Origin of the sequence: Methylorubrum salsuginis (genome assembly GCF_900114375.1) — a bacterium.
GTDB classification, from domain to species: domain Bacteria; phylum Pseudomonadota; class Alphaproteobacteria; order Rhizobiales; family Beijerinckiaceae; genus Methylobacterium; species Methylobacterium salsuginis.
The window spans coordinates 26391-48964 of record NZ_FOSV01000031.1; the positions used below are offsets into that span (position 1 = coordinate 26391).

Below are 22574 nucleotides of genomic sequence, written 5' to 3' on the forward strand. Positions count from 1 at the left end.
AACCCTTCCGAGTATTCACTATCCCCATAAGGCGTAGTGTTCCGCCGATCGGACGCGTGGCGTTCGGGGACTGCGGCGGGCTAGACCAGGGCTCAGCTTGCAGCGGCGGACAAGGCATCGGCGCCGGTCCGGGAGCCGCCGTCAAACGCTTGTGACGCATCGGCTTTTTCCCGACAGGCCGGTGTCCCTTCGTCGGACTGCGCTCCAGAGAGGTCGCGCCATGCCCACGACGAACGCGTTCCGGTGCGTCCTGATGGGCGACCAGTCGCTCCTGACACGATGCGGCGACCTCTTGATCGAGCGCGGCCACGCCGTGGCCGCCTCGGTGACGGGCAGCCGAACGGTGGCGGACTGGGCCGAGGCGCGGGGTATCCCTGTCTTCGCCGCACCCGAGGCCGGCGAGGGCTTCGGCGCGCTTGAGGCGGCGCTCGCGGAGACCGCTTACGACTGGTTCTTCAGCATCGCCAACCTGCGCATCGTCCCACCGGGCCTGCGGGAGCGCGCCCGACGAGGGGCGATCAACTTCCACGACGGCCCTCTGCCACTCTATGCCGGGCTCAACGCGCCGGCATGGGCGATCCTTTCGGGCGAGACCCGCTTCGGCGTGACGTGGCACGCAATGACCGACACGGTCGATGCTGGGCCGATCCACGTCCAGCGCCTGTTCGACCTGAGCGCGGACGAGACCGCCTTCACCCTCAATAGCCGCTGCTTCGAGGTGGGGCTCGAGAGCTTTCGCGATCTCCTCGACGCGATCGAGGCCGACCGGCTGGAATCGATTCCGCAGAGGGCGGAGGACAACCTCCTCGGGCGGCACCACAGACCGTCGGCAGCCGGCCTCCTGCGCTTCGACCGGCCAGCCGAGGATCTCGAACGGCTGGTTCGTGGCCTCGATTTTGGCCCCGGCTACGCCAACCCGCTGTTTACCCCCAAGCTCCGGATGGCCCACACCACCTACCGCGTCGGCACCCTGACCGCGACGGAAGCGCTCTCGGTCTCCCCCCCGGGCACCGTGCTCGCCGTCGCGGCCGACAGCATCACGGTGGCCTCGCTCGACCGCGCTGTGCGGATCGAGGGCTTTTTTGATCTAGAGGGTGCCGTCCTCTCACCCATCGGCCTGTTCGAGGCCGGCCAGCGCCTACCGCTCCTGGACGAGTCGGAGGCCGACGCGCTGTCGCGCCTCGTCGCGGGACTCGTCCGCCACGAGGACGCGATCCGCCGCCGGCTCGTCTCGGTCAATCCTCTTGCTCTCGCCGAGACCAGGGACGGCACCGGGGCGATGCCGGCTCCTGCGGACCTTCCGCTCACGCCGCCGGCGACCCTGAGCAGCGACCGGCTGGTCGCGGCGCTCGCGGGCTACCTCGTCCGGGTCTCGCCGGACGCGACGTTCGATGTCGCTTACGCGGACGCGGCGGTCGGAGCGGGGCCCCAGGCCTATCCGGGGCTGTTCGCCCCGGCCCTGCCAATGCGGATCGCCGTGGACGAGACCACCACGGCCGACGACCTCGAACGGTCCGTGGCGGCCGAGATCGCGCTTCTCCGCCGCTGGGGCACGCATCTGAGCGACCTGCCCGCGCGCCGCCCCGAGCTTCCGGCGCGGCGCTTCGGCGTCGGCCTCGTCCAGGCGGAGGCGCCGTCGGCGGCGCATGCGCTGCCCGGCTGTGCCGTGACCTTCGTGGTCGGCACCCGGCGGCCGGAACTGCTGCTCGTGCACGACCTCGCCCGGCTCTCGGGCCCGGATGCCGAGGCCCTTGCGGGGCGCGTCAGGATCCTGCTCCACGCCTTCGCGCAGACTCCGCACGTCCCGTTACGCGACCTGCCGCTGATGTCGATCACCGAGCAGCAGCGGATGCTCGCGGCCTGGACCGGGCCGACGGACCCGTTCGACCGCACGGCCTGCGTCCACACTCTGGTCGAGGCGCAGGTCGATCTCACCCCCGAGGCGACCGCCCTGGTCTTCGGCGAGGAGAGCGTGACCTACCGCGCGCTCGACGCCCGCGCGAACCGCGTCGCCGCCCTCCTGCGGGAGAAGGGCGTCGGGCCGGACCGGCCGGTCGGCCTCTATGTCCGCCGCGGAATCGACCTCGTCGTCGGCGCGCTCGCGATCCAGAAAGCGGGCTCGGCCTACCTGCCCCTCGATCCGACTTATCCGAGCGAGCGCCTCGCCTTTATGATCGAGGACAGCGGCGTCGCGGTCGTGCTGACGCAGCGCGCGCTCGCCGGTTCCGTTCCGGGCACGAACCGGGCGTTGGTCGCCATCGAGGATGCGGCGGGCCGATCCACCGAGCGCGTGCCCTCGGGGGGCGGCCCGGAGGATGCGGCTTACGTCATCTACACCTCCGGCTCGACCGGACGCCCCAAGGGCGTGGTGATCGAACACCGCAACGTCGCCAACTTCTTCGCCGGCATGGACGAGCGCGTCGCGGGGCGCGAGGATCGAGATCCGGTCTGGCTCGCGGTGACGAGCCTATCCTTCGACATCGCGGTACTGGAACTGTTCTGGACGCTGGCCCGCGGCTTCGAGGTCGTGATCGCCGCCCCCCGCGCCACCGCCGCCGAGGTGAGGCCGGGACTGGGGGGCATGGCCTTCAGCCTGTTCCACTGGGGCAACGATGACGCGGTCGGACGCGACAAGTACCGGCTCCTGATCGAGGGCGCGCGGTTTGCCGATTCGCACGGCTTCTGCGCCGTCTGGACGCCGGAGCGGCACTTCCACGCCTTCGGCGGGCCCTATCCGAACCCGGCCGTCACCGGCGCGGCGGTGGCCGCGGTAACCCGCAACGTCGGCATCCGCGCCGGGAGCTGCGTCCTACCGCTGCACCACCCTGCCCGCGTGGCGGAGGAATGGGCCGTCATCGACAATCTCAGCGACGGCCGCGTCGCGCTGGCCTTCGCCTCGGGCTGGATGCCGGAGGATTTCGTGCTTCGGCCCGAAAACGCGCCGCCGCACAACAAGGCAGCGCTCCTGCGCGACATCGAGACCGTGCGCCGTCTGTGGCGCGGTGAGACCGTGCCCTTCGGCGTCAGCGACAAGACGGTCGCGGTCGCGACCCTGCCCCGCCCGGTCCAGGCGGAACTGCCGGTCTGGGTCACGACGGCGGGCAACCCCGACACCTTCCGCGAGGCGGCGGCGCTGGGCGCCAACGTGCTGACGCATCTTCTCGGCCAGACGATCGAGGAACTGGCCGAGAAGATCGCGGCCTACCGCGCGGCCCTGGTCGAGGCCGGGCGCGACCCGGCCGCCCACACCGTCACCTTGATGCTGCACACCCTTCTCGGCGAGAATCGGGACGAAGTGAGGTCGCTCGCGCGCAAACCGATGCGCGACTACCTGCGCAGCGCCGCGGGCCTGATCAAGCAATACGCCTGGGCCTTTCCGGCCTTCAGGCGGCCGGTCGGCATGAGCAACCCGATGGCCCTCGACCTCTCGGCGCTCGATGCCGAGGAGATGGAGGCAATTCTCGATTACGCCTTCGAGCGCTACTTCGAGGACAGCGGCCTGTTCGGCACGGTGGAGGACGCGCTTGCCCGCGCCGCCGCCCTCAAGGCCGTCGGCGTCGACGAGATCGCCTGCCTGATCGATTTCGGCATCCCGAACGCCGTCGCCCTGGAGCGCCTTCACCCGCTGGCCGAGGTCGTCGCCCGCGCCGCCGCCGCGCCGGCGGCCGTCGAGGCGAGCCTCGGAGCCGAGATCCGCCGCCACGGGGTGACGCATCTGCAATGCACCCCCTCAATGATGCGGATGCTGCTCGCCGACGTCGAGGAGCGGGCGGCCCTCGGGGCGGTGGATCACCTCTATCTCGGCGGCGAGGCGCTGCCGGGCACCCTGCTCGCCGAGATGGCGGCGGCCGGCATCGAAACGGTCGAGAACATGTACGGCCCGACCGAGACGACGATCTGGTCCTCGACGCAACCCGCTCTGCCCTGCGATGGCGTGGTGCCGCTCGGGCGGCCGATCGTGAACACGCGCTTCTACGTCCTCGACGCGCAGGGCCGGATCGTCCCGCCCGGATTGCCGGGTGAACTCCATATCGGCGGCGCCGGGGTGGCGCGGGGCTATCTCGGTCGCCCGGAACTCGACGCCGCGCGCTTCCTGACCGACCCGTTCCTGCCGGGCGAGCGCCTCTACCGCACTGGCGACCGGGTCCGCTCCGATGGGGACGGGACGCTGCACTATCTTGGGCGCGTCGACGATCAGGTGAAGCTGCGCGGCCACCGGATTGAGCTCGGCGAGATCGAGGCGGTGCTCCACGCCGTCCCCGGCATCCGCGAGGCGGTTGTCGCCGTCCGCGAGGACCAGCCGGGCGATGCGCGCCTCGTTGCCTACCTGCGCCTGTCCGGTGGCCCGGTGCCCGCCGAGACCCTGCGGGCGCATCTGGCGCGCAGTCTGCCGGAGGTGATGATCCCGGCTCTGTTCGTCCCTCTCGACCGCTTCCCCCTGACGGCCAATGCCAAGGTGGACCGCAACGCGCTGCCGGCGCCGGCGAGCGCTGCCCCGGCCGAGGACACGGCGCTGCCGGACGGCGACCTGGAACAGCGGATCGCCGCGGTATTCGGCCGGGTGCTCGGCTTGGAGCGGATCGGCCGGAGCGAGAACTTCTTCGGCCTCGGTGGGCATTCCCTGCTCGCGGTGCAGGCGCATCGCGACCTCAAGGCGGAGGTGGCCCCGGATCTTGCCGTCACCGACCTGTTCCGTTTTCCCAGCGTGGCGGGCCTCGCCCGGCACCTCGCCGACCGCAGCATCACCGATGCCGCCCTGGGCCAGGTCGCCGACCGGGCCGCGCAGCGCCGCAGCGCGATGCGCCTGCGCGCCGGTCCGGCGCCGCTCGCGCGGGACGCAGGTTAGTGTCTCTCACAAACGTCCCGCTGCGCCGTCGCGCCCGGAGAGGCACCGGCAGTGAACGGGCGTTTTGTCAGGCACTCTTAATCGCTCCATCGAGATAGAGGGTTCGGTTCATGCACGCCCATCGCCTCGCCGCCGGCCTCGCGCCGAGCCCCATGGCGATCTACGGCAGCCGCTACCGGCAGAAGCGCCTCGCCGGCTTTCTAGCCCTGGTCGATGCGGCGCTGGCCGAGGGGCGCCGGCCCTGCCGCGTGCTCGATCTCGGCGGCGAGACCGGCTACTGGGCGGGGCTGTCCGATCTCTGGGCGGACCGGCCCCTGGAGATCACCATCGTCAACCGGATGCCCCAGGCGGTGCCGGACGAGCGCTTCGCCGTGCGTGTCGGCGATGCCTGCGCGATGCCGGAATTCGGCGACCGCGCCTTCGATGTGGTGCACTCCAACTCGGTCCTGGAACATGTCGGCTCGTGGACCAACAAGCGCCGCATGGCAGCCGAAATCCGGCGGCTCGCGCCGCGCTACTTCGTGCAGACGCCGAACTACTGGTTCCCGATCGAGCCCCATTTCCGCACGCCACTGTTTCACTGGCTGCCCCGCCCGTGGCAGCGCGACTTGCTGCTGCACGGCCGCCGCGGCTGCTTCCACCGCGCCACCAGCCTCGATCAGGCCGACTGGATGCTCAATGATTCGAGCCTGCTCGATGCGCGCGAGATGAGGAACCTCTTTCCCGAGTCCAGGATCGTGCGCGAGCGGGTCGCGGGGCTGACGAAGTCGCTGATCGCGCTTCGCTGACGTTCCGTCACCCCGTGGGCCGGAACGGGTTCCAGTCCGGCTGCCGCCACAGCAACCAGCGCCGCTGCACAGCCTGCCGCAGGCGCGCCCAGTGCGCCCGGAGGAACCCGTGCTCCGGGCGCCCATGCGCCCGCTCCACGTAATCCCACAGGGCGTCCAGCCCCCCGGCCCGCAGCTGCGCGGCGCAGGTGTCGGGATCGGGCAAAGCCGCCTCCGGCAATCCCTGGGCGACGTAGTCCTGCAGTGCGCGGGCGCGCTCCGGTGCAAGGTCGTCCGGCACCCTGAGGCCCACGGGGGAACGACCGGTGATCGCCACGTACACCACGAGGGCAAGGTAGTAGCTTCCGAGCCGCGTCGGATGCACGTCGTCGGCAACGAGAAGCTCGACCGTCTCGCGCACGCTGGCCCCGGTGAAGCCGGGAAGGCCCGCGCCCTCGGTCACCCGCGCGATGAGTTCGGCGAGAGCGAGCGCCGCCGGCACGGTCTCGATCCGGTCGCGGCGCCCCTTGGCCGCGAGGTCGCTGCCGGCAGCCGCCGCGACGCAGTGCCAGATCGGGGCGGCTGCGCGCTCGTAGGCGATCCAGCGGCGCGGATCGCCCTTGTCGTCGAGGGCCATCCACGGGGTGTAGAAGTACGTGACCGCCTGCGGATGGCCTGCGGCGAGGCGGTCGTGGAGCCGGCGCAGCTGGCGAACCGTGTCGTTCCACAGGAGGACGGCGGGCAGCACGTGCTGTTCGGTGACGATCAGCGTGTCGTAGGCGCGCCCCGCGAGCCCGCCGTCGGGCCCGGTCGGCCGTCCGTCCCGGTCGGTTCCGGCCCCTTCCACCCGCTCGCGCAGGCTGGAACCGGCCCCGTGCTGCCGATCCCAGATGATGGCGACACCCGAAGCTTCGAGGAGCGCAGCGAGGTCGTCGGGAAGCGGGTGGTCGAGCAGGCTGTGCCCCGACAAGAAGATCGTCCGCGCCTCTGGACCCACCGCGGTCGGGGCTGAGGCCGCCCCCGTCCCGGCCAGGCAGGCCGCCGCCGCGAGGGCCGCCGCCCCGGGCCGGAGGTGCATCCAGGGCTGCCGCGAGCCGCTCACGGCTCGTCGCCCCGGTGAGTCCGAATCCAGTGTCGCGGCCGGGTCGAGAGCAAGCGCGGCGTGAGCGCGAGGCCCGAGGCGACATAAGACAGAAGCGCAACGGGGCGCGTTGGCACGAGGCTCTCTCGTTCCGACAGCCACGCGGTCACGATGGCCCCCGTCACGCCGAGCAGGCTGACGAGACCGATCGTGAGGGGAACGCCTGAGCCGCCCGCCAAGACCAGTCCGGCCCCGAAGGTCGCGAGGATCATGTCGGCCGCGAGCAAGAGCGTCAGCGGCGGCACCATCAGGTCGAGCACCAAAGCCACAAGGTGCCGGTCGCGTCGGATCAACCCGGTGAGCAGCGGCGCCAGGGCGCCGGCCATGAGACGGAGATGCCCCTGCTGCCAGCGCTGCCGCTGGAGTGCCGCCGCTTGCCGCGAGGTCGGAAACTCGCTGACCACGAGGGCCTCGGCGCAGTAGACCGGGGCCCGCCCCGCCGCTGCGCAGGCCAGCCCGAGCGTGAGGTCTTCCACGATGTCGCCGCTGGCGAGTTCGAGGGTCGCGATCAGGGGCCAGGGAAACGCCATGCCGCTTCCGGCGAGCTGGCAAGGCAGCCCGAGCGCCTGCAGCCCAAGGGGGCGGATGCGGTTCTTCACCACCTGCGCGAAGGCCGCCACCGTCGTGTCCCGCCGCCCACCCGCGCCGGCTAGGATGAGGTAGCAGGCCTGAGTTGGGCGCGCGGTGGCCCCCGCCGTCGCCGCGAGGACATCGAGCGTGCCGGGGCCGAGCTGGCAATCGGCATCGACGAACACCACGATCTCGGGTGGGGCCCGTTCGAGGAAACGGATTCCGGCATCGAGTGCGTAGCCCTTGCCGCACTTGGCCGCATCCGTGCGCACGACCACCTCGGCCCCCGCCTCCGCGGCGATCGCAGCCGTCCCGTCCGTGCAATTGTCGGCGACGACGACCACACGGTCACCTTCGCGCAGCTGGGCGCGGACACTGCGGAGCGTCGCGGCGAGATGCCGTTCCTCATCATGAGCGGGGACGACCACGGCGAGCCGTGCTCGGACTGCCGCGGGCGGCGCTTCGATGCCGGGCCTGCGCCCGATGAGGAGCGCCGCCGCGATCTCGCCGCAAAACACCGCCCCCGACACCGCCAGGAGGCAGCCCGCCACAAGGAGAAGCAACGATATAGCCGACATCTGTGCGGATCTCAATTGAAGCGCAGTAATTCCAAGCCTGATACAGTCTCGGTCTGAAATCGTACCCGAACAATCGTCGTTTTCTACCCCATAAGATCGGCTCTCTACCGCATTCGTGTGCGGATTGCTCCGATCTCTCCCATCCTACCTCCGGCAGGCACGGACGCGTATCGGTCCATCACCAGCCGACGTAGGAACCTAGATCATACGGCCACGCCTCTACTCGATCGGATCGATTGACCGGATTGTAGCCCCGACGCGAACTCGGAGGACCGAAGCAGACGGCCCCCGGGGAGCGGATCATGCGAAAAGATTCGGCGCATCTGGCCTTCAAGCGCACGCATTTCCTGCGGACGCCCTTCGACGCGGTGGAGCCGGACGACCTCGTCGCCCTGCTCTCCCGGACCACGAGCGCAGCGCCGTTCCGCTACGTCGTCACACCCAACGTCGATCACGTGGTTCGGCTGCGCCAGACGGTCTCCCTCGTCACCCATTACGAGGCGGCGTGGCTTTCGCTCTGCGATAGCCGGCCGATCGCCCTTCTGGCGCGCCTGCTCGGCGAACCGCTTCCGCAGATGGCGGGCTCGACGCTCACCGCGCGGCTGTTCCGCGACGTGATCCGGCCCGGCGACCGCATTGCCGTGGTGGCAGCGGATGCCACGGTCGCCGCGCAGCTGCGGCAGCGTTTTCCCAAAATCGACTTCGCCGTCATGGTCGCCCCGGCGGATGTTGGCGGCAACGCCGACAGGCTCCAGGCCTGCGCCGACTTCGTGGTCCGCGCCCGCGCCCGCTTCGCCTTCATCGCGATCGGCTCGCCGCAATCCGAGCGGATCGCCTTCCGGGCCGCCCTCGACCCGGACGCCACCGGTCTCGCCCTGTGCGTGGGCGCGGCGCTCGAGTTCCTCGTCGGCCGCAAGGCGCGGGCGCCGCTATGGATGCAGCGGAGCGGGCTCGAATGGACGCATCGCCTCGCCTGCGAACCGCGCCGCTTGTGGCGACGCTACGTGTTCCGGGTCCTGCCGCTCGCTCGCCTCGTGCTGATCGAATGCGCTCACCGCCTCGCGGCGCGGCGCCCGGCGGCACGCCCGGTCGAGGGCTGAGCCGTGCGGTTCGACGTCCTGCCCCGGTTGGGTCTCCGCTCCCTGCACCGGATCGGCCCGGAGCCGGACCGGCACTGCCTTGGCCCCCAATCCGCTGACGAGACGATGCCGGCCTTCCTGCCCGAAATCGCGTCCAGAGGCCGGATCGCCCTTGTCGGCACCGGTTTCGTGGCCGACTTCTACATGCAGTCGTTCGCGACGTTCCCAGAGCTTCGCGTGGTCGGCGCCTTCGACGCCGATGCGACGCGTCTCGCCGCCTTCTGCGCGCATTGGCGGGTGTCGGCGCGCGACAGCCTGTCCGATCTCCTGCGGGCTGGCCCCGAGGCCCCCGACCTCGTCCTCAACCTCACCAATCCAGGCTCCCACTACGCCGTCAGCCGCGCCTGCCTGGAGGCGGGGTATCCGGTCTACTCGGAGAAGCCGCTCGCCACCGAGATGGAGGAGGCCGAGGCGCTCCAGGCCCTGGCCGAGTCCCGCGGCCTGATGCTGGCCTCCGCGCCCTGCAGCGTGCTGGGCGAGGCGGCACAGACCGCCTGGCTCGCCCTACGCCGCGGCGTGATCGGGCCGGTGCGCCTCGTCTACGCCGAACTCGACGATGGCTTCCTTGCGCTCGCGCCCTACCGCAACTGGAAGAGCCCCTCCGGTGCGCCCTGGCCCTACGCCGACGAGTTCCGGGTCGGTTGCACCCTGGAACATGCGGGCTACTACCTGACCTGGCTGATGGCGATGTTCGGCTCGGTGACGAGCGTCGTCTCCGCCTCCGCCCGGCTCGCCGCCGATCGGCTGCCGACCGGCGCGCCCGCTCCCGACTTCACCTGCGCCACGCTGTTCTTCGAGACCGGCGTGGTGGCGCGGCTCACCTGCAGCATCGTCGCCCCTCACGACCACGCGATCCGCTTCATCGGCGACGAGGGCGTCGTCGAGATCGATCAGTGCTGGGACAACGATGCGGCGGTGCGGCTGCGCCGCCGCCACGCGATCCGCAGACGCCTCGTCGACAGCCCGTTCTCGCGGCGCATCCGCATCGACGGCCGGACCCATCCGAAGGTGGCGCGCTGGGGCTCGACCGCGATGAACTTTGCCCTCGGCCCCGTCGAGATGCTCTGCGCGATGCGCGAGAGGCGGACGTGCCGGCTCTCAGCCGCCTTCGGGCTGCACCTCACCGAAGTCACCCTGGCGATCCAGAGCGGCGCCGGGCACCAGACGATGCGCACGACCTGCCCGGTGGTGGCGCCGATGCCCTGGGCGGCCGGTCCGTGACGGCGGACGCACCTCCGGACCGGCCGCGGTTCGGCGTGATCGGCACCGGCCTCATGGCGGCGTCCATGATGCGGACCTTCGCCCGCGCCGGCATCCCCGTCGTGGCTGTGGCCTCCCGCGATGGGGCCCGCGCCCGCCGGTTCGGCAAAGCCTTCGCTGTGCCCGACGCTGACGGCACCCTCGACCGGCTCTTGGAGCGGCGCGACGTCGAGGCGGTCTACATCGCCAACGCCACCGTCGATCACGAGGCGACCGCGCTCGCCGCGTTGGAAGCCGGCAAGGCGGTCTTGTGCGAGAAGCCTCTGGCGCTGGACGCGGCGGGCGCCGCGCGGGTGGCGGCGGCCGCCCGACGGGCGAACCGGCTGTGCATGGAAGGGCTGTGGACCCTGTTCCTGCCCGGCCATCTCCGCTTCCTGTCTCTGGCCGAGGCTGGGGCCTGCGGCGTGCCGGGTCATCTTTGCGCCGAATTCGGCTCGGCGGAATCGGCCACGGATCGGCTCCTCGAGCCGGCGGCGGGCGGCGTTCTGCTCGACCGGAGCGGCTACCTCCTCGCCCTGGCCCTCAAGGCCCTCGGCCCGGTCGAGCGCATCGACGCCCAAGTCGCGCTGAGCCCGGCGGGGATCGACCATCACGCCTGCCTGCAACTCGGCCATCGCGCGGGCGGGCATTCGCAGCTCGCCCTGTCGTTCAAGGTGCAACTGGCCAACCGGGCGCGCCTGTCCGGCCCCGCCGGCTCGCTCGAACTCGGGGACCGGCTCCCGGCCGCCGAGTGGCTCGCCCTGCGCCGCGCCGGCCTTCCGCGCACGGTGCGGATGGAGGCGGCATCCGATCCGCGCGGCCGGCTGGCGGGGCGGCTGCGCACCGTCCCGCTCCTGCGCCGTCTGCACCGGAGCCTGCCGAGCGGCGCGACCGAGCACCTGACCTACGGCCCCGACCCCTACCTGCCCGAGGTCCGCCACTTCCTGCACCTGCTGCGCACGGGCGCCGGGGAGAGCGACGTCGTGCCCCTCGCCCTGTCGCTGGACATCCTGCGGATCATCGACCGGGCCCGCGCCGTCGCCCGCAGCCGCACACCGCCATTCGAGGGCCGCTCCCGTGAGAATCGCCTACCTGATGAACTCCTACCCGATGACGAGCACCACGTTCATCCGGCGGGAGATCGAGGCGCTCGAACAGCGCGGGCTTGAGATCCGCCGCTTCGCAATCCGCGCATGGCCAGTGGCGCTGGTGGACCTGCGCGACGTGGCCGAGCAGGGACGGACCGAGTACCTTCTCACCGGCAACCTCGCCGGCCTCGTCGGCGCATTCCTGCGTGAGGCGGCGGACAATCCGGGCGGCCTCCTGCGCAGCCTGCCGACTTGGCTGCGGCTCGCCCGCGACACCGGCGGCCTCGTCCGGCCCATGGCCTACCTGATGCAGGCAGCACTCCTGCGCCGACGGGCGGCGAAGGAGGGAATCGACCACATCCACGTGCATTTCGCCACCAACGCCACGGCGGTGGCCATGCTGGCGCGGCTGATGGGGGGACCGGGCTACAGCTTCACTGCCCACGGTCCCGACGAGTTCGCCGATTCCGCGACCTTGAGCGTCGCGCCGAAGATCGCCCGGGCGCGCTTCGTCGTCGCGATCTCGGACTATTGCCGCGACCGCCTCGCCGGCCTCGCCGGCCCGGGCGACGCGGCCAAGATTCATCTCGCGCGCTGCGGCCTCGCCCTGGAGGAGTTTCCCGACGGCGACCCCGAGACCGACGCCCTCGCCGCGGCCAGCCAGACCTTCGTCTGCGTCGGCCGGTTCTGCCCCGTGAAGGGACAGGTCCTGATCCCGCAGGCGGTCGCCGCCCTCGCACCGCGCTTCCCCCGCCTGCGTGTCGTCCTCGTCGGCGACGGCGAGAGCCGGCCGGCGATCGAGGCGGCGATCCGGGCGCACGACGTCAGCGACCGGGTGATTCTGCACGGCTGGGCGCCCAACGCCGAGGTGCTGGCGCTGATCCGCACGAGCCGGGCCCTGCTTCTGCCCAGCGAGGCCGAGGGTCTGCCCGTGGTGATCATGGAGGCGCTGGCGCTCCGGCGCCCGGTGATCACGACCCGGATCGCCGGCATTCCCGAACTCGTCGACGACAGCTGCGGCTGGCTCATATCGCCGGGCGATGGGGTCGCCCTGACCGGAGCCCTGGCGGCGGCGCTCGACTGCCCGCCTGCCGAATGGGCCGCGAAGGGCGCCGCCGGCCGCGAGCGCGTTGAGTGCCTGCACGACCGCCGGTCGCTCGCCCGTGCCTTGAACCGGCTATTTGCCGAAGCCGGCCGCAGCGAGGCGCCCGCGACCGTTCGAGAGGGCAAAGCCGGGATCGCCGCCGGCTCGGCATGAGGAACTCGGACATCGTCCCGAAAGATGGTTTCCGGCTTTCGGAAAAGAGACGATACGGCACAAAAACGTAGAGCATCGTCCTGGATCCGATATCCAGGACGATGCACGAGCGCCCGCAGCGCAGTCCTACGACGTGCGAACCTCAGAGTAGTGGATGCTCTTGAGCCCCCGGCCGGATCAATAAGCGTTATGGGGCGTCACCAGCGCCCGCACGGTGCGGAGCATGATCCAGAGGTCGAGCCAGAAGCTCCAGCGCTCGATGTAGCGCAGGTCGAACTCGACCCGGCGCTCGATCGCCTCCGGCGTCGATGTCTCGCCGCGGAAGCCCTCGACCTGGGCGAGCCCGGTGATGCCCGGCTTGACGTGATGGCGGAGCGCGTAGTCGGCGACGCGGGCGGAGAAGTCGTGGTCGTGGGCCATGGCGTGGGGCCGCGGGCCGATCAGCGACATCTCCCCCTTCAGCACGTTGAGGAGCTGCGGCAGTTCGTCGATGCTGGTGCGCCGCAACAGGCGCCCGATGGGAGTGATGCGCGCGTCGTTGCGCCGGGCCTGGACGACGCGGGTGCCGTCTTCCTGCACCGTCATCGTACGGAACTTGTAAATCTCGAACGGCCGTCCGTTGAAGCCGTTACGGGTCTGGCGGAACAGGGCGGGCCCTCGCGAAGTAACGCGGACCAGCATTCCGACGACGACGAGCAACGGCGCCAGCGCAAAGCAGAGCACGAGCGCCAGCACGATATCGACGCAGCGCTTCGCGGCGCGTTCGATCAGGTTGAGCGGCGCGCGCTGGAGTTCGAAGGCAAAGGTGTCGTGCGCCGGCACGAGGCGGCAGCGCAGCAGCTCGGCCTGTCCCGCGTCGGCGATCAGCTTGACCGGGATCGGCACCCGGCGCAGCTCGGCCAGCAACGCCCGACACTCCGCCAGGGAGCGCTGACGGCAGACGAGGTGGATTTCCTCCGCCCCGGAGGCGCGGATGCCCGCAATCAGCCGGTCCAGGGTTGTGCGGTCGAGCATCGACAGGTCGGGAACCGCGACGCTGTCGGATTGCTCGCCCCCGTCCCCTGCCGGAGCCTCGGCGATGGTGTAGGCGCGCCGGAACCGCAATTGCCCACCGGCGATGCTGCTGCACAGGGCGCTCGCCACGCGATAGCGCGACACCAGCAGCACCGCTGGGGCGCCGAGTGCGAAGACCGCGAGGCCGACCGTATCGACTCGCCCTTCGATTCCGAGCCCGGAGACGATGATCCAGAGAAACAGGCCGGCGGCGATGCAGGGGCCGACGATGCGCCGCGCCGAGCCGCGCGGATCGACGATCCGGTCGGGATGGTAGGCGCCGTTGAGCGAGAGAAGCGGGAGCAGCACCGCCATCGGGATCGCGGCGACGGCGGCGAACCGCATCGTGTCGCCTGGAACGCCGTGGCGGATCCGGCAATGCACCTCGTGCCCGAGCAGCGCCGTGCTGAGCAGCAGCAAAGGATCGAGGACGATCAGGATCCAGCCCAGATGCTCGTAGGCGATCGCCAGGGCCGATGAGCGACCGGTCAGGCGCGGCGCAAAGTCGATCGCGTGCTCACTCACGTCCGCCTCCGGCGAAACTTCCGAAAGGTTAACAATATGTTAACCGATCATCCCATCGCTCGGACCCACCGGCAATCCGATCGAAGGTGGTAGGAAGGAATCCAGTTGCGGATGGTCACTGCTCCGAACGGACCGAAACGGCAGTCTTGTTCACTCGCTGGGCTACGGCTCCGGACGAGAGGGGCACGCTTGCTTGTATTCGATCAGCTGGCCGCCGCGTCCCCGGCGGCGATCCGCATGGAAGCGCAGTATACCCTCGAGCTCCGGCAGCTTCGCCAGCAGCGCGAAACCGGCATAGAGCCAGTTGTCGCGGCTGCGGGCGCCGCGTCGGAAGGCGATCCGGCCGATCTGGAGCGGATAGATCAGGAGGAAGCCCAGGGTGGCGGGGTACAGAGCCGCGGGCAGCAACGCGGCGAGCGGCAGCAGCCCGCCCCAGAAGACGGCGCGGGGCACCGCTTCCGCCCAGATCGCGCAGGGCTCGCCGCGATGGAGCCGCGAGACCTCGGCGAAGGCGTAGCCGGCGCGCACGGCGCGGCGCCACCATTGGCGGAACCGCATCATGGCCGCATCGTGCGCGGTCATCTCCGCCGGGAGGCGCCGGATCGTCCAACCGCTCTGACGCAGACGCACGCAGAGTTCCGGCTCCTCGCCCGCGATCAGGCTGCCGCGATAGCCGCCGGCCTCGCGGAAGGCGCAGGCGCGCATCAGCACGTCGCCGCCGCACTCAGACACGATGCCGGTCGGCCCGTCCCATTCCATGTCGCAGAGCCGGTTGAACAGCGTCCGCTCGCGATGACGCTCGCGGCGGCGGCCGCAGACGGCGGCGATGCCGGCATCGCGGTCGAGGATTTCGACCGCCGCCGCCAGCCAACTGGGGGCCAGCGTGCAGTCGCCGTCGATGAACTGGACGTAGGTCAGTCCTGGTTCGCAGGCGCAGAGCGCGGCAAAGCCCGCATTCCGGGCCCGCGCCGCCGTGAAGGGCTGCCCGTCGTCGAGCGTCACGACGGTCGCGCCGAGGCCGGCCGCCAGGGCGACGCTGCCGTCTTGCGATCCGGAATCGACGTAGACGATCCGGCAGCCCGAGTCCGCAGCGGACACGAGGCAGACGCGCAGTCGCTCGCCCTCGTTGCGCCCGATCGCGACGAGTCCCAGCACAGGCGTGCGCTGCGCGCGGCGAAGGTCGCTCATGGGTGTTCGCTCATGGCGGCGGGCCTCCCGGAAGCGGGATGCCATCGAAGGCGGTGCCGAAGCCGGCTTCGTGGCGCAGAAGCGTAAAGACGGCCACGAGGCCGACCAGCATCAGAGTGGCGAGGAGATCCTGGCCCCGGAAGGCGATCCGCTCGCGGATCGGCCCAGCGAGAAGGGCCGCGTAGCGAACCGCTTCGGCGCTCGCTAGAACGAGAATCGCCCCGGTGAGGCCGGCGGCCCCGAACCCGGCCGGCAGCGCGAGGATCAGGTAGGCGAGCTTCAGGCAATTGCCCGCAGCGCTGTATTGCGGTCGCCCGAGGCCGATCAGGACGTACTCGTTCGTGGCGCACAGAACGGTGCCCCAGGTGCCCGCGAGTAGCAGCGGCAGCATCCAGCCGGCCTCGGCATAGCGCGGGTCGTAGATCGCCCGAATCGCACAATCGCCCAGCGCGATCGCCCCGGCGAGACAGAGCGCCGCCGCCAGGAGGAAATGGAGACGCAATGGCGCGATCTCCCGGCGCAGGCTCCCCCGCGGCAGGCTGGCCGAGGCCGAGACCAGCGGGAAGATCAGCGAGTGGCCGAGCCGCCCCGCGAGCATGGCCGGCAGGTCGGCCATCGTGCGGGCGATGCCGTAGACGCCGAGCACCGCCAGCGGCACCGCCTGCCCGAGATAGAGCCGGTCGACGTTCAGGCACAGGAAGCCGAGAAACGACCACGCGAAGATCCACTTGCCGAAGCGTAGGATCGCGCGGGCGTGGTCCCGCTGGAGGGCCGGGCGGTTGCGCGCCTCGGGCAGCAGGAAGCTCATCGCCACCCGCACCGTCGCGGCCAGGATGTTGGCGGCCAGGATCGCCCAGATCGTCGGGCTCAGGGCCGCGAGGCACAGGACGGAGACCGAGCTGATCACGTCCTGGGCGAGGTCGAACAGGTTCAGGCGGGCGAGCTGCAGGCGCCGCTGCAGCAGGTAGATCGAGGTCGAGGTCGCACCGAGCAGGGCGACCGTCACGGCGCCGAGTTGGATGACGGCCTCGGGCACGCCGTAGAGGTCGGCGACGGGGCCCGCGAGCATCAGGCAGGCCGCGAACAGGAGGAGCCCGCGAATCAACTGGACCGTCCACGCCGTGTCGCGGAACGCCGCCTTCTCTCCATCCGGATGCGTGACGACGCTCTGGCCGATCCCGACATCCGAGAGCAGGTCCGCTCCGGCCCGGACCGCCGAGACGATCGCCACCATCCCGAACACTTCGGGCGCAATCAGTCGCGACAGAACGATATTGGAGCCGAAGCGCACGGCCACGACCGCCACGTAGGTGCCGATCGTCCAGGCCGCCCCGCCCAGGACGACGCTCCGACCCAAGGCCGCGACGCTCATCGGATGGCTTCGTCCTCGTGCTGCCCGCCGGGTGCGGCGGACGGAGCCGAGCCTAGGGCGAGCGCGGCCGAAATGGCGATTACGCCTTTGTTGGCTATCCGGCTGGACCTCGCATCGAAAGGCGTAGCCGCCCGCGCCGAAGGGCGCGGCGCGCCGCCCGATGGCACCGCTCGGATACGGGGGCGGCGCTGCTAGACTCGGGGGCGGGACACCGGGCGAGCAACCGGAGGCAGCGCGCCTTGGCGGGTCGCCGGATCCCAGGCACCGGAGGCGGTCGGCCTTGATCAAGATCCTGGTGCTGTTCGTCGCGCTCGGCGCCCTCCTGCCCTTCGCCTTGTGGCTGCGCGGCGGAGACGTATTCGGCAAGCGCATCTGGATTCTCGTTGGATTCCTGCCCTTCGTGCTGCCGGCGGCCCCTCAACTGGACATCGCGCTCGTCTCCTGGGGGCTCGACTGGCCCGGTCTCGTCAACGGCCTCGAAGTGACCGTCATCGACGTGCTGGCGGTGGCGCTGCTGCTCGGGCAGCCGCGCCGCCGGGGCGGGGCGGCGTTCGGCTTACTCCTGCTGCTTTATCTCGGGGCCGTCGTCCTCTCGATGCTTCAAGCGGACGAGCCGGTCGCGGCCTCGTTCTACGTCTGGCAATTCTGCCGCGCGGCGCTGCTCCTGATCGTCGTGGCGCGCGCCTGCTCCGATGCGGTCGCCCTCGACAACCTCCTGACCGGCATGGCGTTCGGCCTCTTGCTTGAAGCGCTGTTCGTCATCTGGCAGCGCCTCGCCCTCGGCGTGGTGCAGACCTCCGGCACCTTCTACCACCAGAACACGCTCGGCCTCGTGACGCACCTCGTGCTGTTCCCGCAGGCGGCGCTGCTGCTCGCGGGCGCCCGAAGCGGGCGGGCCTTCGCCGCGACGCTCGCCGGCATCGTCGTGGTGGTGCTCACCACCTCCCGCGCGGCGCTTCTCTATGCGGGGCTCGGCCTCGCGCTGATCTACGCGGTCTCGGCGCTGCGGCACTGGACCTTGCGCAAGGGCCTCGTCGGCCTCGGCGGCGGCCTTGTGCTCTTGGCGATGCTACCCGCCGTGATCCACTCCTTCGAGAAGCGGTTCGAGGCCAACCCGCTCACGGAAGACGAGTACGACGAGCGCGCCGCCTTCGAGCGCTCGGCGGCCTTTATCCTGCACGACCATCCCCTCGGCGTGGGGGCGAACCATTACGTCTATATGGCCAAGAACTTCGGCTATTCCGACCGGGCCGGCGTGGCGCCGTTCGAGGGCAGCCGCAGCAACATCGTCCACAATGTCTACTGGCTGACCGCCGCCGAGACCGGCTATGCCGGCCTTGTCGCCTTCACCTTGATGTTGGCATATCCCCTCGTCGCGGCCCTGTCGGTCGGCTGGCGGACCCGCGGCAGCCCCCGCGGCGACCTGCTTCTCGGCCTCGGCGTCGGCCTGCTGATGATCTATGCCCATTCGAGCCTGGAATACGTCCTGATCTCGAAGGAGGCGCAGTACATCCACGCGATGGCCGTCGGCGTGATCCTCGGCATGCTGAGTGGCGCCGTCGCCCGCGCCGAAGCCCCAGCGCCCACCCCCTTGCCTGCCCCCTTGCCTGCCCCCTTGCCTGCCCCCTTGCCCGATCTCGTGGCCGAGCGGGCGCCCCGGCCGAGCGGAGCCTGACGCGATGCGGCGGCGCGACCTCCTCGCGCTGGCCGGTGCCGCGGTGCTCCGGCCGGACGCCCTCCGGGCCGGGGTGGGAGAAACCCGCTGGCGGACGCTGCGGATCGGCGCGGGCGGCTTCCTCGTCGGAATGGACCTTGCCGCCGACGGGACCGCCGTGGTCCGCACCGACACCTACGGCGCCTGGATCCGGGAGCCTCAGGCGACGGGCTGGCGCCCGCTCGTCACACGCGCCTCTATGCCGCCCGAAGATCGCCATGAGGATTCGCCCGCGACCTCCTGGCCGCTCGACGTCGCCCTCGCCCCGAGCCTGACGCGCCGACTCTACATGGGCCTCGACGGCTGGCTCTACCGCTCGGACGATGCCGGCCGGAGTTGGGCGCGCACCGCCTACCCACGGGTCGAGGGCATGGGGGGCGTGGCCAACGAGAGCAAGGTGAATGGCCGCAAGATCGCCGTCGATCCGCATGATCCCGACACGGTCTATGTCGGTGCCCCGCGCGACCCGCTGCGGGTGAGCCATGACGGGGGGCGCAGCTGGCGCTCCGTAACGGATGTGCCCGTCGCTGGGATGCTGGGGGACGAGGCGATGGGGTACCTCGTGATCGTCGATCCCACCGCGCCGCAGTGGGACGGACGCGCCTCGGTCGTCTACGCCTGCCCCTGGGGGGCGGGTGTCCACCGCTCGCTCGACGGCGGTGCGACCTGGTCGCTCCTGCCGGGCTCACCGAAGGGATTGCGCCATGCGGCGATCGACCCCCGCGGCCTCCTCTACGCAGTCGGTGGGACCGAGACCGATCCGGCCCGCCAGCTCAACCGCTTCGATGGACGCTGGAGCACGCTGTCTCCGCCGGACACCGGCGCGGAGGCGTGGCACAGCATCACCGCCTCGCTCCATGCCCCCGGCCGCATCCTCGCCGGCAAGGTCGACGGCAGCCTGTGCGAGAGCCTCGACGGTGGCCGCAGCTGGCAGTCTCCGATCCCCCGCACGGCGCTGCGCCGCACGGCCGAGGACATCCCCTGGCTCGCCTGGACCGACGAGGTCTGGATGTCGAATGGCGACATCCGCTTCGATCCCGCCCGGCCGGACCGGCTCCTGTTCGCGCAGGGCATCGGCATGTGGGAGGCGACCTTCCCACCCGGCGCGCGATCGGTGGGCTGGACCTCGTGCAGCCGCAACATCGAGCAACTCGTCGCGACCCAGTGCCTCCACCCGCCGGGGGCGGATTCGGCAGCACTCCTCACCTGCATGGACCGGGGCGTCTGGCGTGTGACCGACCCCGATGCCTACCCGGCCCGGCACGGTCCCGACCCGGCCTTCACCCATTGCTGGGGCATCGACTACGCGAGCGGCGACCCCACCTTCCTCGTTGCGACGATGAGCTCGCAGCAGGCGAGCGACCGTGATCGATCGGGCTTCTCGACCGATGGCGGTCGGACCTGGCGGCGGTTCAGCCGCCGCCCGTCGTGGGCCGAGGCGACGAGCGGGAAGGGCTTCATCGCCGCCTCGACCCCGGCCAACCTCGTGTGGATGCCCGGCGAGGGGCGCGGCCTGCCGCATTACACCCGCGACGGAGGCGCGACTTGGCGGCCTTGCGCCGTCGAGGGCCTTGGGGAAGCAGATGCGGGCGGCTTCGGTGCCCCGATCCATATCCGCCGCTTTGCCCTCTGCGCCGACCGGATGGTGCCAGGGACGTTCTACCTCGTCCACCACCCGGCAGGCCTGTTCGCCTCGACCGATGGCGGCGCGTACTGGACCCGGCGGCACGCCTTCCGTACGCAAGGCCGGGCCTGGACCGACCGCTTCCACGCCAAGCTGCGCGCCGTGCCGGGGCAGGCCGGGCACCTGTACTACACCGCCGGCCATTCGAGCGCCGAGCGCTACGGCGCCTTGCGCCATTCGCGGGACGGGGGTCGGACTTGGGATGCGCTGGGCAGCGTGAGCGAGGTGTCGGACTTCGCTTTCGGCAAGGCGGCCACCGGCAGCGAAATCCCGGCCCTGTATATCGCAGGCTACGTCGCAGCGCGCTGGGGCTTGCACCGCTCGACGGATGCCGGCACGACCTGGGCACAATTGGGTGACGGGTTCCCGACGGGCAGCCTCGACCGCATCGCCGCCCTTGAGGCCGATAAGGCGGTCTTCGGGCGTGTCTATGTCGGATTTGCCGGCTCCGGTTGGGCCTATGGAAGCCTCTGAGTGCGACTTCGGCCCTTCATGCGGCGTGGCAGAGGGCGTCGGTTCAGGAGGCTGGCGGAAACGGGGTTTCGTACGGGGGCTGATCGACCCCCACGCGTTGGTCCAAGTTCAAAGTTGTACCAAGCGGCACGGAACCGGGCCGATAGTCCTGTTCCGTGTGTCCGGTGGACGCCCGCCGCCCCGCCGTCGCGGGGGCAATCGCCGATGAGTCAGGATCATCGCCGATTGGTCTTAGAGCGCCCAACAGAACGTCGTCTCAGCTCGCAGCGTTGGGGCCGGTCATTGTGAGGGAGCCGGCGTATGCCCGAAGTCGATCAAGGCGGCCGGGCTCCGCGCCGGCGTGGGGACACTTCGCGGTGAGCCGGTGGGCCGCGGGTATCGGCCGAGCATGCCGGGACGCTCGCCGTCCCGCACCACCTGCTCCAGCCGAGATGCGAGGGCATCGACGAGGGCGTAGCGGCGCCGATACATGGCGCGCTTGTTTGCCGGAATCTCCTCGGGCGCGCGGCGTGGCGGGTCGAGCGCGAGCGCGTAATCGCCGTCTGGGAGAGGGTGGCCGTCGCGGCTGGCCCAGAGCGCGTCGTAGCTCAGGTGAACCGCGACGCCGCCGCAAACCTGCACGCTGTAGGCGCTTTGCTGATGGTGGTTCGCGCCCGAGACGGCGCGGATATGGGTCACGCCGAGGCTGCGGCAGAACAGGCGGAACAGTTCGATCGTGAAGTCGATCGGCCGTATGCCCTCGGCCCGTTTGGTGAAGCGGCGATAGCGGTCGAGCACGCCCGCCTCGCCGCGACCCTGACACCCTCCGATATGGGCGGTGAGAATGCCGCCGTCGGAGGACAGGCAGTATGAGAGAGAGACCAGCCGATCGGCGCCCTCCCAGAGACTGAAGGTGGCTTGACCGTCGCGCAGCAGCCAGCTCGGCTGGTCGAGTACGATGCGGAAGACGGGGTCGATCTCGTCGAGCACGAGAAGGTTCACGAAGCTGTCGAGGGGCGTGTCGAGGGGAAAGCCCAGCCGCTCGATCGTCTCGCAGTGATCTACGATGCGAGCGAGCCGCTGTGGCGGCGACCAGCGTGCCGACAGATAGGGCGTAACGACCATACCCCAGACCTCGGGGCGTGCCGCGATGAGGCGCCCAAGGGCGCTGTCCGGTCGTGCCCGGCGCAAGGGAAGAAGGGCCTTCCGGTGGCGTAAGGCCATGATGGCGGCGCGTGCGACCCTGCTCGGTCCAGCACTGCGGAGACGGCTCCAAAACAGGCGAGGCGCATCGGACATGTTGGACGCAAGGCCTTATAAAGACTGCAGGGACGGTAGTTTCCATTGATAACCAGCGAAAGAGTAATGGATGAAAACGGCAGATCGGCCTAAGCAATCTTTTGGATATGTGCGCACTTCGCTCCTCACCTTTCGTGGTAGGTGTCAGTACCTTGCACGTGGGCAAGGTTCGCGCAGGATTGATCGGCCCACAATCCATACGAGCGCCGCCTGCCATGTTCACGGCCACGATCGCCCGCAAGATCGTGAAGGCGGCTCGGATCTACCGCAATCTTGGCTTGCGGCCCTCATGCTGCGGCTCGCCTGTAGCCTCGGGCGGGCCGTGGGCTTAGAGCGCCTAACAGAACCGTCTGATCTGTTTGAGGGTGATGAGGCTGGCTGCGAGGGTGGTGAAGGCGTCGTAGATGTCGGCGCGGCGCTCGTAGCGGACGGGCAGGCGGCGGAAGCGGTTGAACCAAGCGTGAGTGCGCTCCACGACCCAGCGGTGGCGGCCGAGCTTTTGGCTGCTCTCGATGCCTTTGCGGGCGATGCGTGGGACGATCCCACGCGCCCGACACTCCTGGCGGCGCGCCTTGGCCTCGTAGGCCTTGTCGGCGTGCAGCTTGTCGGGGCGTCGGCGCGGTCGACCGCGCCGGCCCGTGCTCAGCGGCGGGATGGCAT

The 22574-nt window shown here is 70.5% G+C and carries 15 protein-coding genes; 8 read left to right on the forward strand and 7 right to left on the reverse strand.

Annotation, left to right across the window (positions count from 1 at the left end; genetic code table 11):
• The first annotated feature begins 220 nt into the window (after positions 1-220).
• Positions 221-4846 (forward strand): MupA/Atu3671 family FMN-dependent luciferase-like monooxygenase, encoded by a 4626-nt coding sequence (locus BM140_RS22935; RefSeq protein WP_091951503.1) that lies wholly within the window; start codon positions 221-223, stop codon positions 4844-4846.
• 110 nt (positions 4847-4956) lie between these two features.
• Positions 4957-5634, forward strand: a complete 678-nt coding sequence (locus BM140_RS22940) for a methyltransferase domain-containing protein (protein ID WP_165616539.1) — start codon at positions 4957-4959, stop codon at positions 5632-5634.
• A 7-nt stretch (positions 5635-5641) separates the two neighbouring features.
• Here BM140_RS22940 and BM140_RS22945 read toward each other — a convergent pair whose 3' ends face one another.
• Together BM140_RS22945 and BM140_RS22950 are read right to left on the reverse strand one after the other, a co-directional pair.
• Positions 5642-6691, reverse strand: coding sequence for a hypothetical protein (locus BM140_RS22945; protein ID WP_091951506.1), 1050 nt, complete (start codon positions 6689-6691; stop codon positions 5642-5644).
• A 20-nt stretch (positions 6692-6711) separates the two neighbouring features.
• Positions 6712-7902 carry a glycosyltransferase family 2 protein gene (locus tag BM140_RS22950; protein ID WP_091951508.1) on the reverse strand — a complete coding sequence of 397 codons (1191 nt, stop codon included), beginning with the start codon at positions 7900-7902 and terminating at the stop codon, positions 6712-6714.
• Positions 7903-8204: 302 nt separating this feature from the next.
• Here BM140_RS22950 and BM140_RS22955 point away from each other — a divergent pair, with 302 nt between their 5' ends.
• Genes BM140_RS22955 through BM140_RS22970 form a run of 4 tightly spaced genes read left to right on the forward strand, consistent with a single transcriptional unit; the run spans position 8205 to position 12626 of the window.
• A complete protein-coding gene (locus BM140_RS22955; protein ID WP_091951510.1) occupies positions 8205-9002 on the forward strand; it encodes a WecB/TagA/CpsF family glycosyltransferase in 798 nt (265 codons plus the stop codon).
• 3 nt (positions 9003-9005) lie between these two features.
• Positions 9006-10262 carry a Gfo/Idh/MocA family protein gene (locus tag BM140_RS22960; protein WP_207549500.1) on the forward strand — a complete coding sequence of 419 codons (1257 nt, stop codon included), beginning with the start codon at positions 9006-9008 and terminating at the stop codon, positions 10260-10262.
• Positions 10259-11449 carry a Gfo/Idh/MocA family protein gene (locus BM140_RS22965; protein WP_091951514.1) on the forward strand — a complete coding sequence of 397 codons (1191 nt, stop codon included), beginning with the start codon at positions 10259-10261 and terminating at the stop codon, positions 11447-11449. The genes BM140_RS22960 and BM140_RS22965 overlap by 4 nt, the downstream gene beginning before the upstream one ends.
• On the forward strand, positions 11358-12626 hold the full coding sequence (locus BM140_RS22970) for a glycosyltransferase family 4 protein (protein WP_091951516.1): 1269 nt from the start codon (positions 11358-11360) through the stop codon (positions 12624-12626). The genes BM140_RS22965 and BM140_RS22970 overlap by 92 nt, the downstream gene beginning before the upstream one ends.
• Before the next feature lie 177 nt (positions 12627-12803).
• On the opposite strand, the gene BM140_RS26130 is transcribed toward BM140_RS22970, so the two are convergent.
• From BM140_RS26130 to BM140_RS22985, 3 genes are all read right to left on the reverse strand, one after another.
• The gene (locus BM140_RS26130; protein WP_207549501.1) at positions 12804-14204 is read right to left on the reverse strand and encodes an exopolysaccharide biosynthesis polyprenyl glycosylphosphotransferase; all 1401 of its coding nucleotides are present in this window, start codon (positions 14202-14204) and stop codon (positions 12804-12806) included.
• Between the two features lie 162 nt (positions 14205-14366).
• Positions 14367-15392 carry a glycosyltransferase family 2 protein gene (locus tag BM140_RS22980; RefSeq protein WP_091951520.1) on the reverse strand — a complete coding sequence of 342 codons (1026 nt, stop codon included), beginning with the start codon at positions 15390-15392 and terminating at the stop codon, positions 14367-14369.
• 10 nt (positions 15393-15402) lie between these two features.
• Positions 15403-16764, reverse strand: a complete 1362-nt coding sequence (locus BM140_RS22985; protein ID WP_165616540.1) for an oligosaccharide flippase family protein — start codon at positions 16762-16764, stop codon at positions 15403-15405.
• A 280-nt stretch (positions 16765-17044) separates the two neighbouring features.
• Between BM140_RS22985 and BM140_RS22990 the strand changes: the two genes are divergently transcribed.
• Both BM140_RS22990 and BM140_RS22995 read left to right on the forward strand, forming a co-directional pair.
• Positions 17045-18439, forward strand: coding sequence for an O-antigen ligase family protein (locus BM140_RS22990; RefSeq protein ID WP_165616541.1), 1395 nt, complete (start codon positions 17045-17047; stop codon positions 18437-18439).
• Positions 18440-18443: 4 nt separating this feature from the next.
• On the forward strand, positions 18444-20636 hold the full coding sequence (locus BM140_RS22995; protein WP_091951524.1) for a WD40/YVTN/BNR-like repeat-containing protein: 2193 nt from the start codon (positions 18444-18446) through the stop codon (positions 20634-20636).
• Between the two features lie 279 nt (positions 20637-20915).
• Here the strand turns inward: BM140_RS22995 and BM140_RS23000 are convergent, their stop codons facing one another.
• Both BM140_RS23000 and BM140_RS23005 read right to left on the reverse strand, forming a co-directional pair.
• Positions 20916-21914, reverse strand: a complete 999-nt coding sequence (locus BM140_RS23000) for a DUF535 family protein (RefSeq protein ID WP_091951526.1) — start codon at positions 21912-21914, stop codon at positions 20916-20918.
• A 337-nt stretch (positions 21915-22251) separates the two neighbouring features.
• On the reverse strand, positions 22252-22574 hold a 323-nt coding region (locus BM140_RS23005), incomplete at its 5' end, for a transposase (RefSeq protein ID WP_165616543.1).

Coding starts and splice junctions, on each gene's coding strand:
- BM140_RS23000 (WP_091951526.1), bottom strand. CDS start 21,914: ATGTCCGATGCGCCTCGCCTGTTTTGGAGCCGTCTCCGCAGTGCTGGA.
- BM140_RS22980 (WP_091951520.1), bottom strand. CDS start 15,392: ATGAGCGACCTTCGCCGCGCGCAGCGCACGCCTGTGCTGGGACTCGTC.
- BM140_RS22985 (WP_165616540.1), bottom strand. CDS start 16,764: ATGAGCGTCGCGGCCTTGGGTCGGAGCGTCGTCCTGGGCGGGGCGGCC.
- BM140_RS22935 (WP_091951503.1), top strand. CDS start 221: ATGCCCACGACGAACGCGTTCCGGTGCGTCCTGATGGGCGACCAGTCG.
- BM140_RS22945 (WP_091951506.1), bottom strand. CDS start 6,691: ATGCACCTCCGGCCCGGGGCGGCGGCCCTCGCGGCGGCGGCCTGCCTG.
- BM140_RS22995 (WP_091951524.1), top strand. CDS start 18,444: ATGCGGCGGCGCGACCTCCTCGCGCTGGCCGGTGCCGCGGTGCTCCGG.
- BM140_RS22950 (WP_091951508.1), bottom strand. CDS start 7,902: ATGTCGGCTATATCGTTGCTTCTCCTTGTGGCGGGCTGCCTCCTGGCG.
- BM140_RS22955 (WP_091951510.1), top strand. CDS start 8,205: ATGCGAAAAGATTCGGCGCATCTGGCCTTCAAGCGCACGCATTTCCTG.
- BM140_RS22940 (WP_165616539.1), top strand. CDS start 4,957: ATGCACGCCCATCGCCTCGCCGCCGGCCTCGCGCCGAGCCCCATGGCG.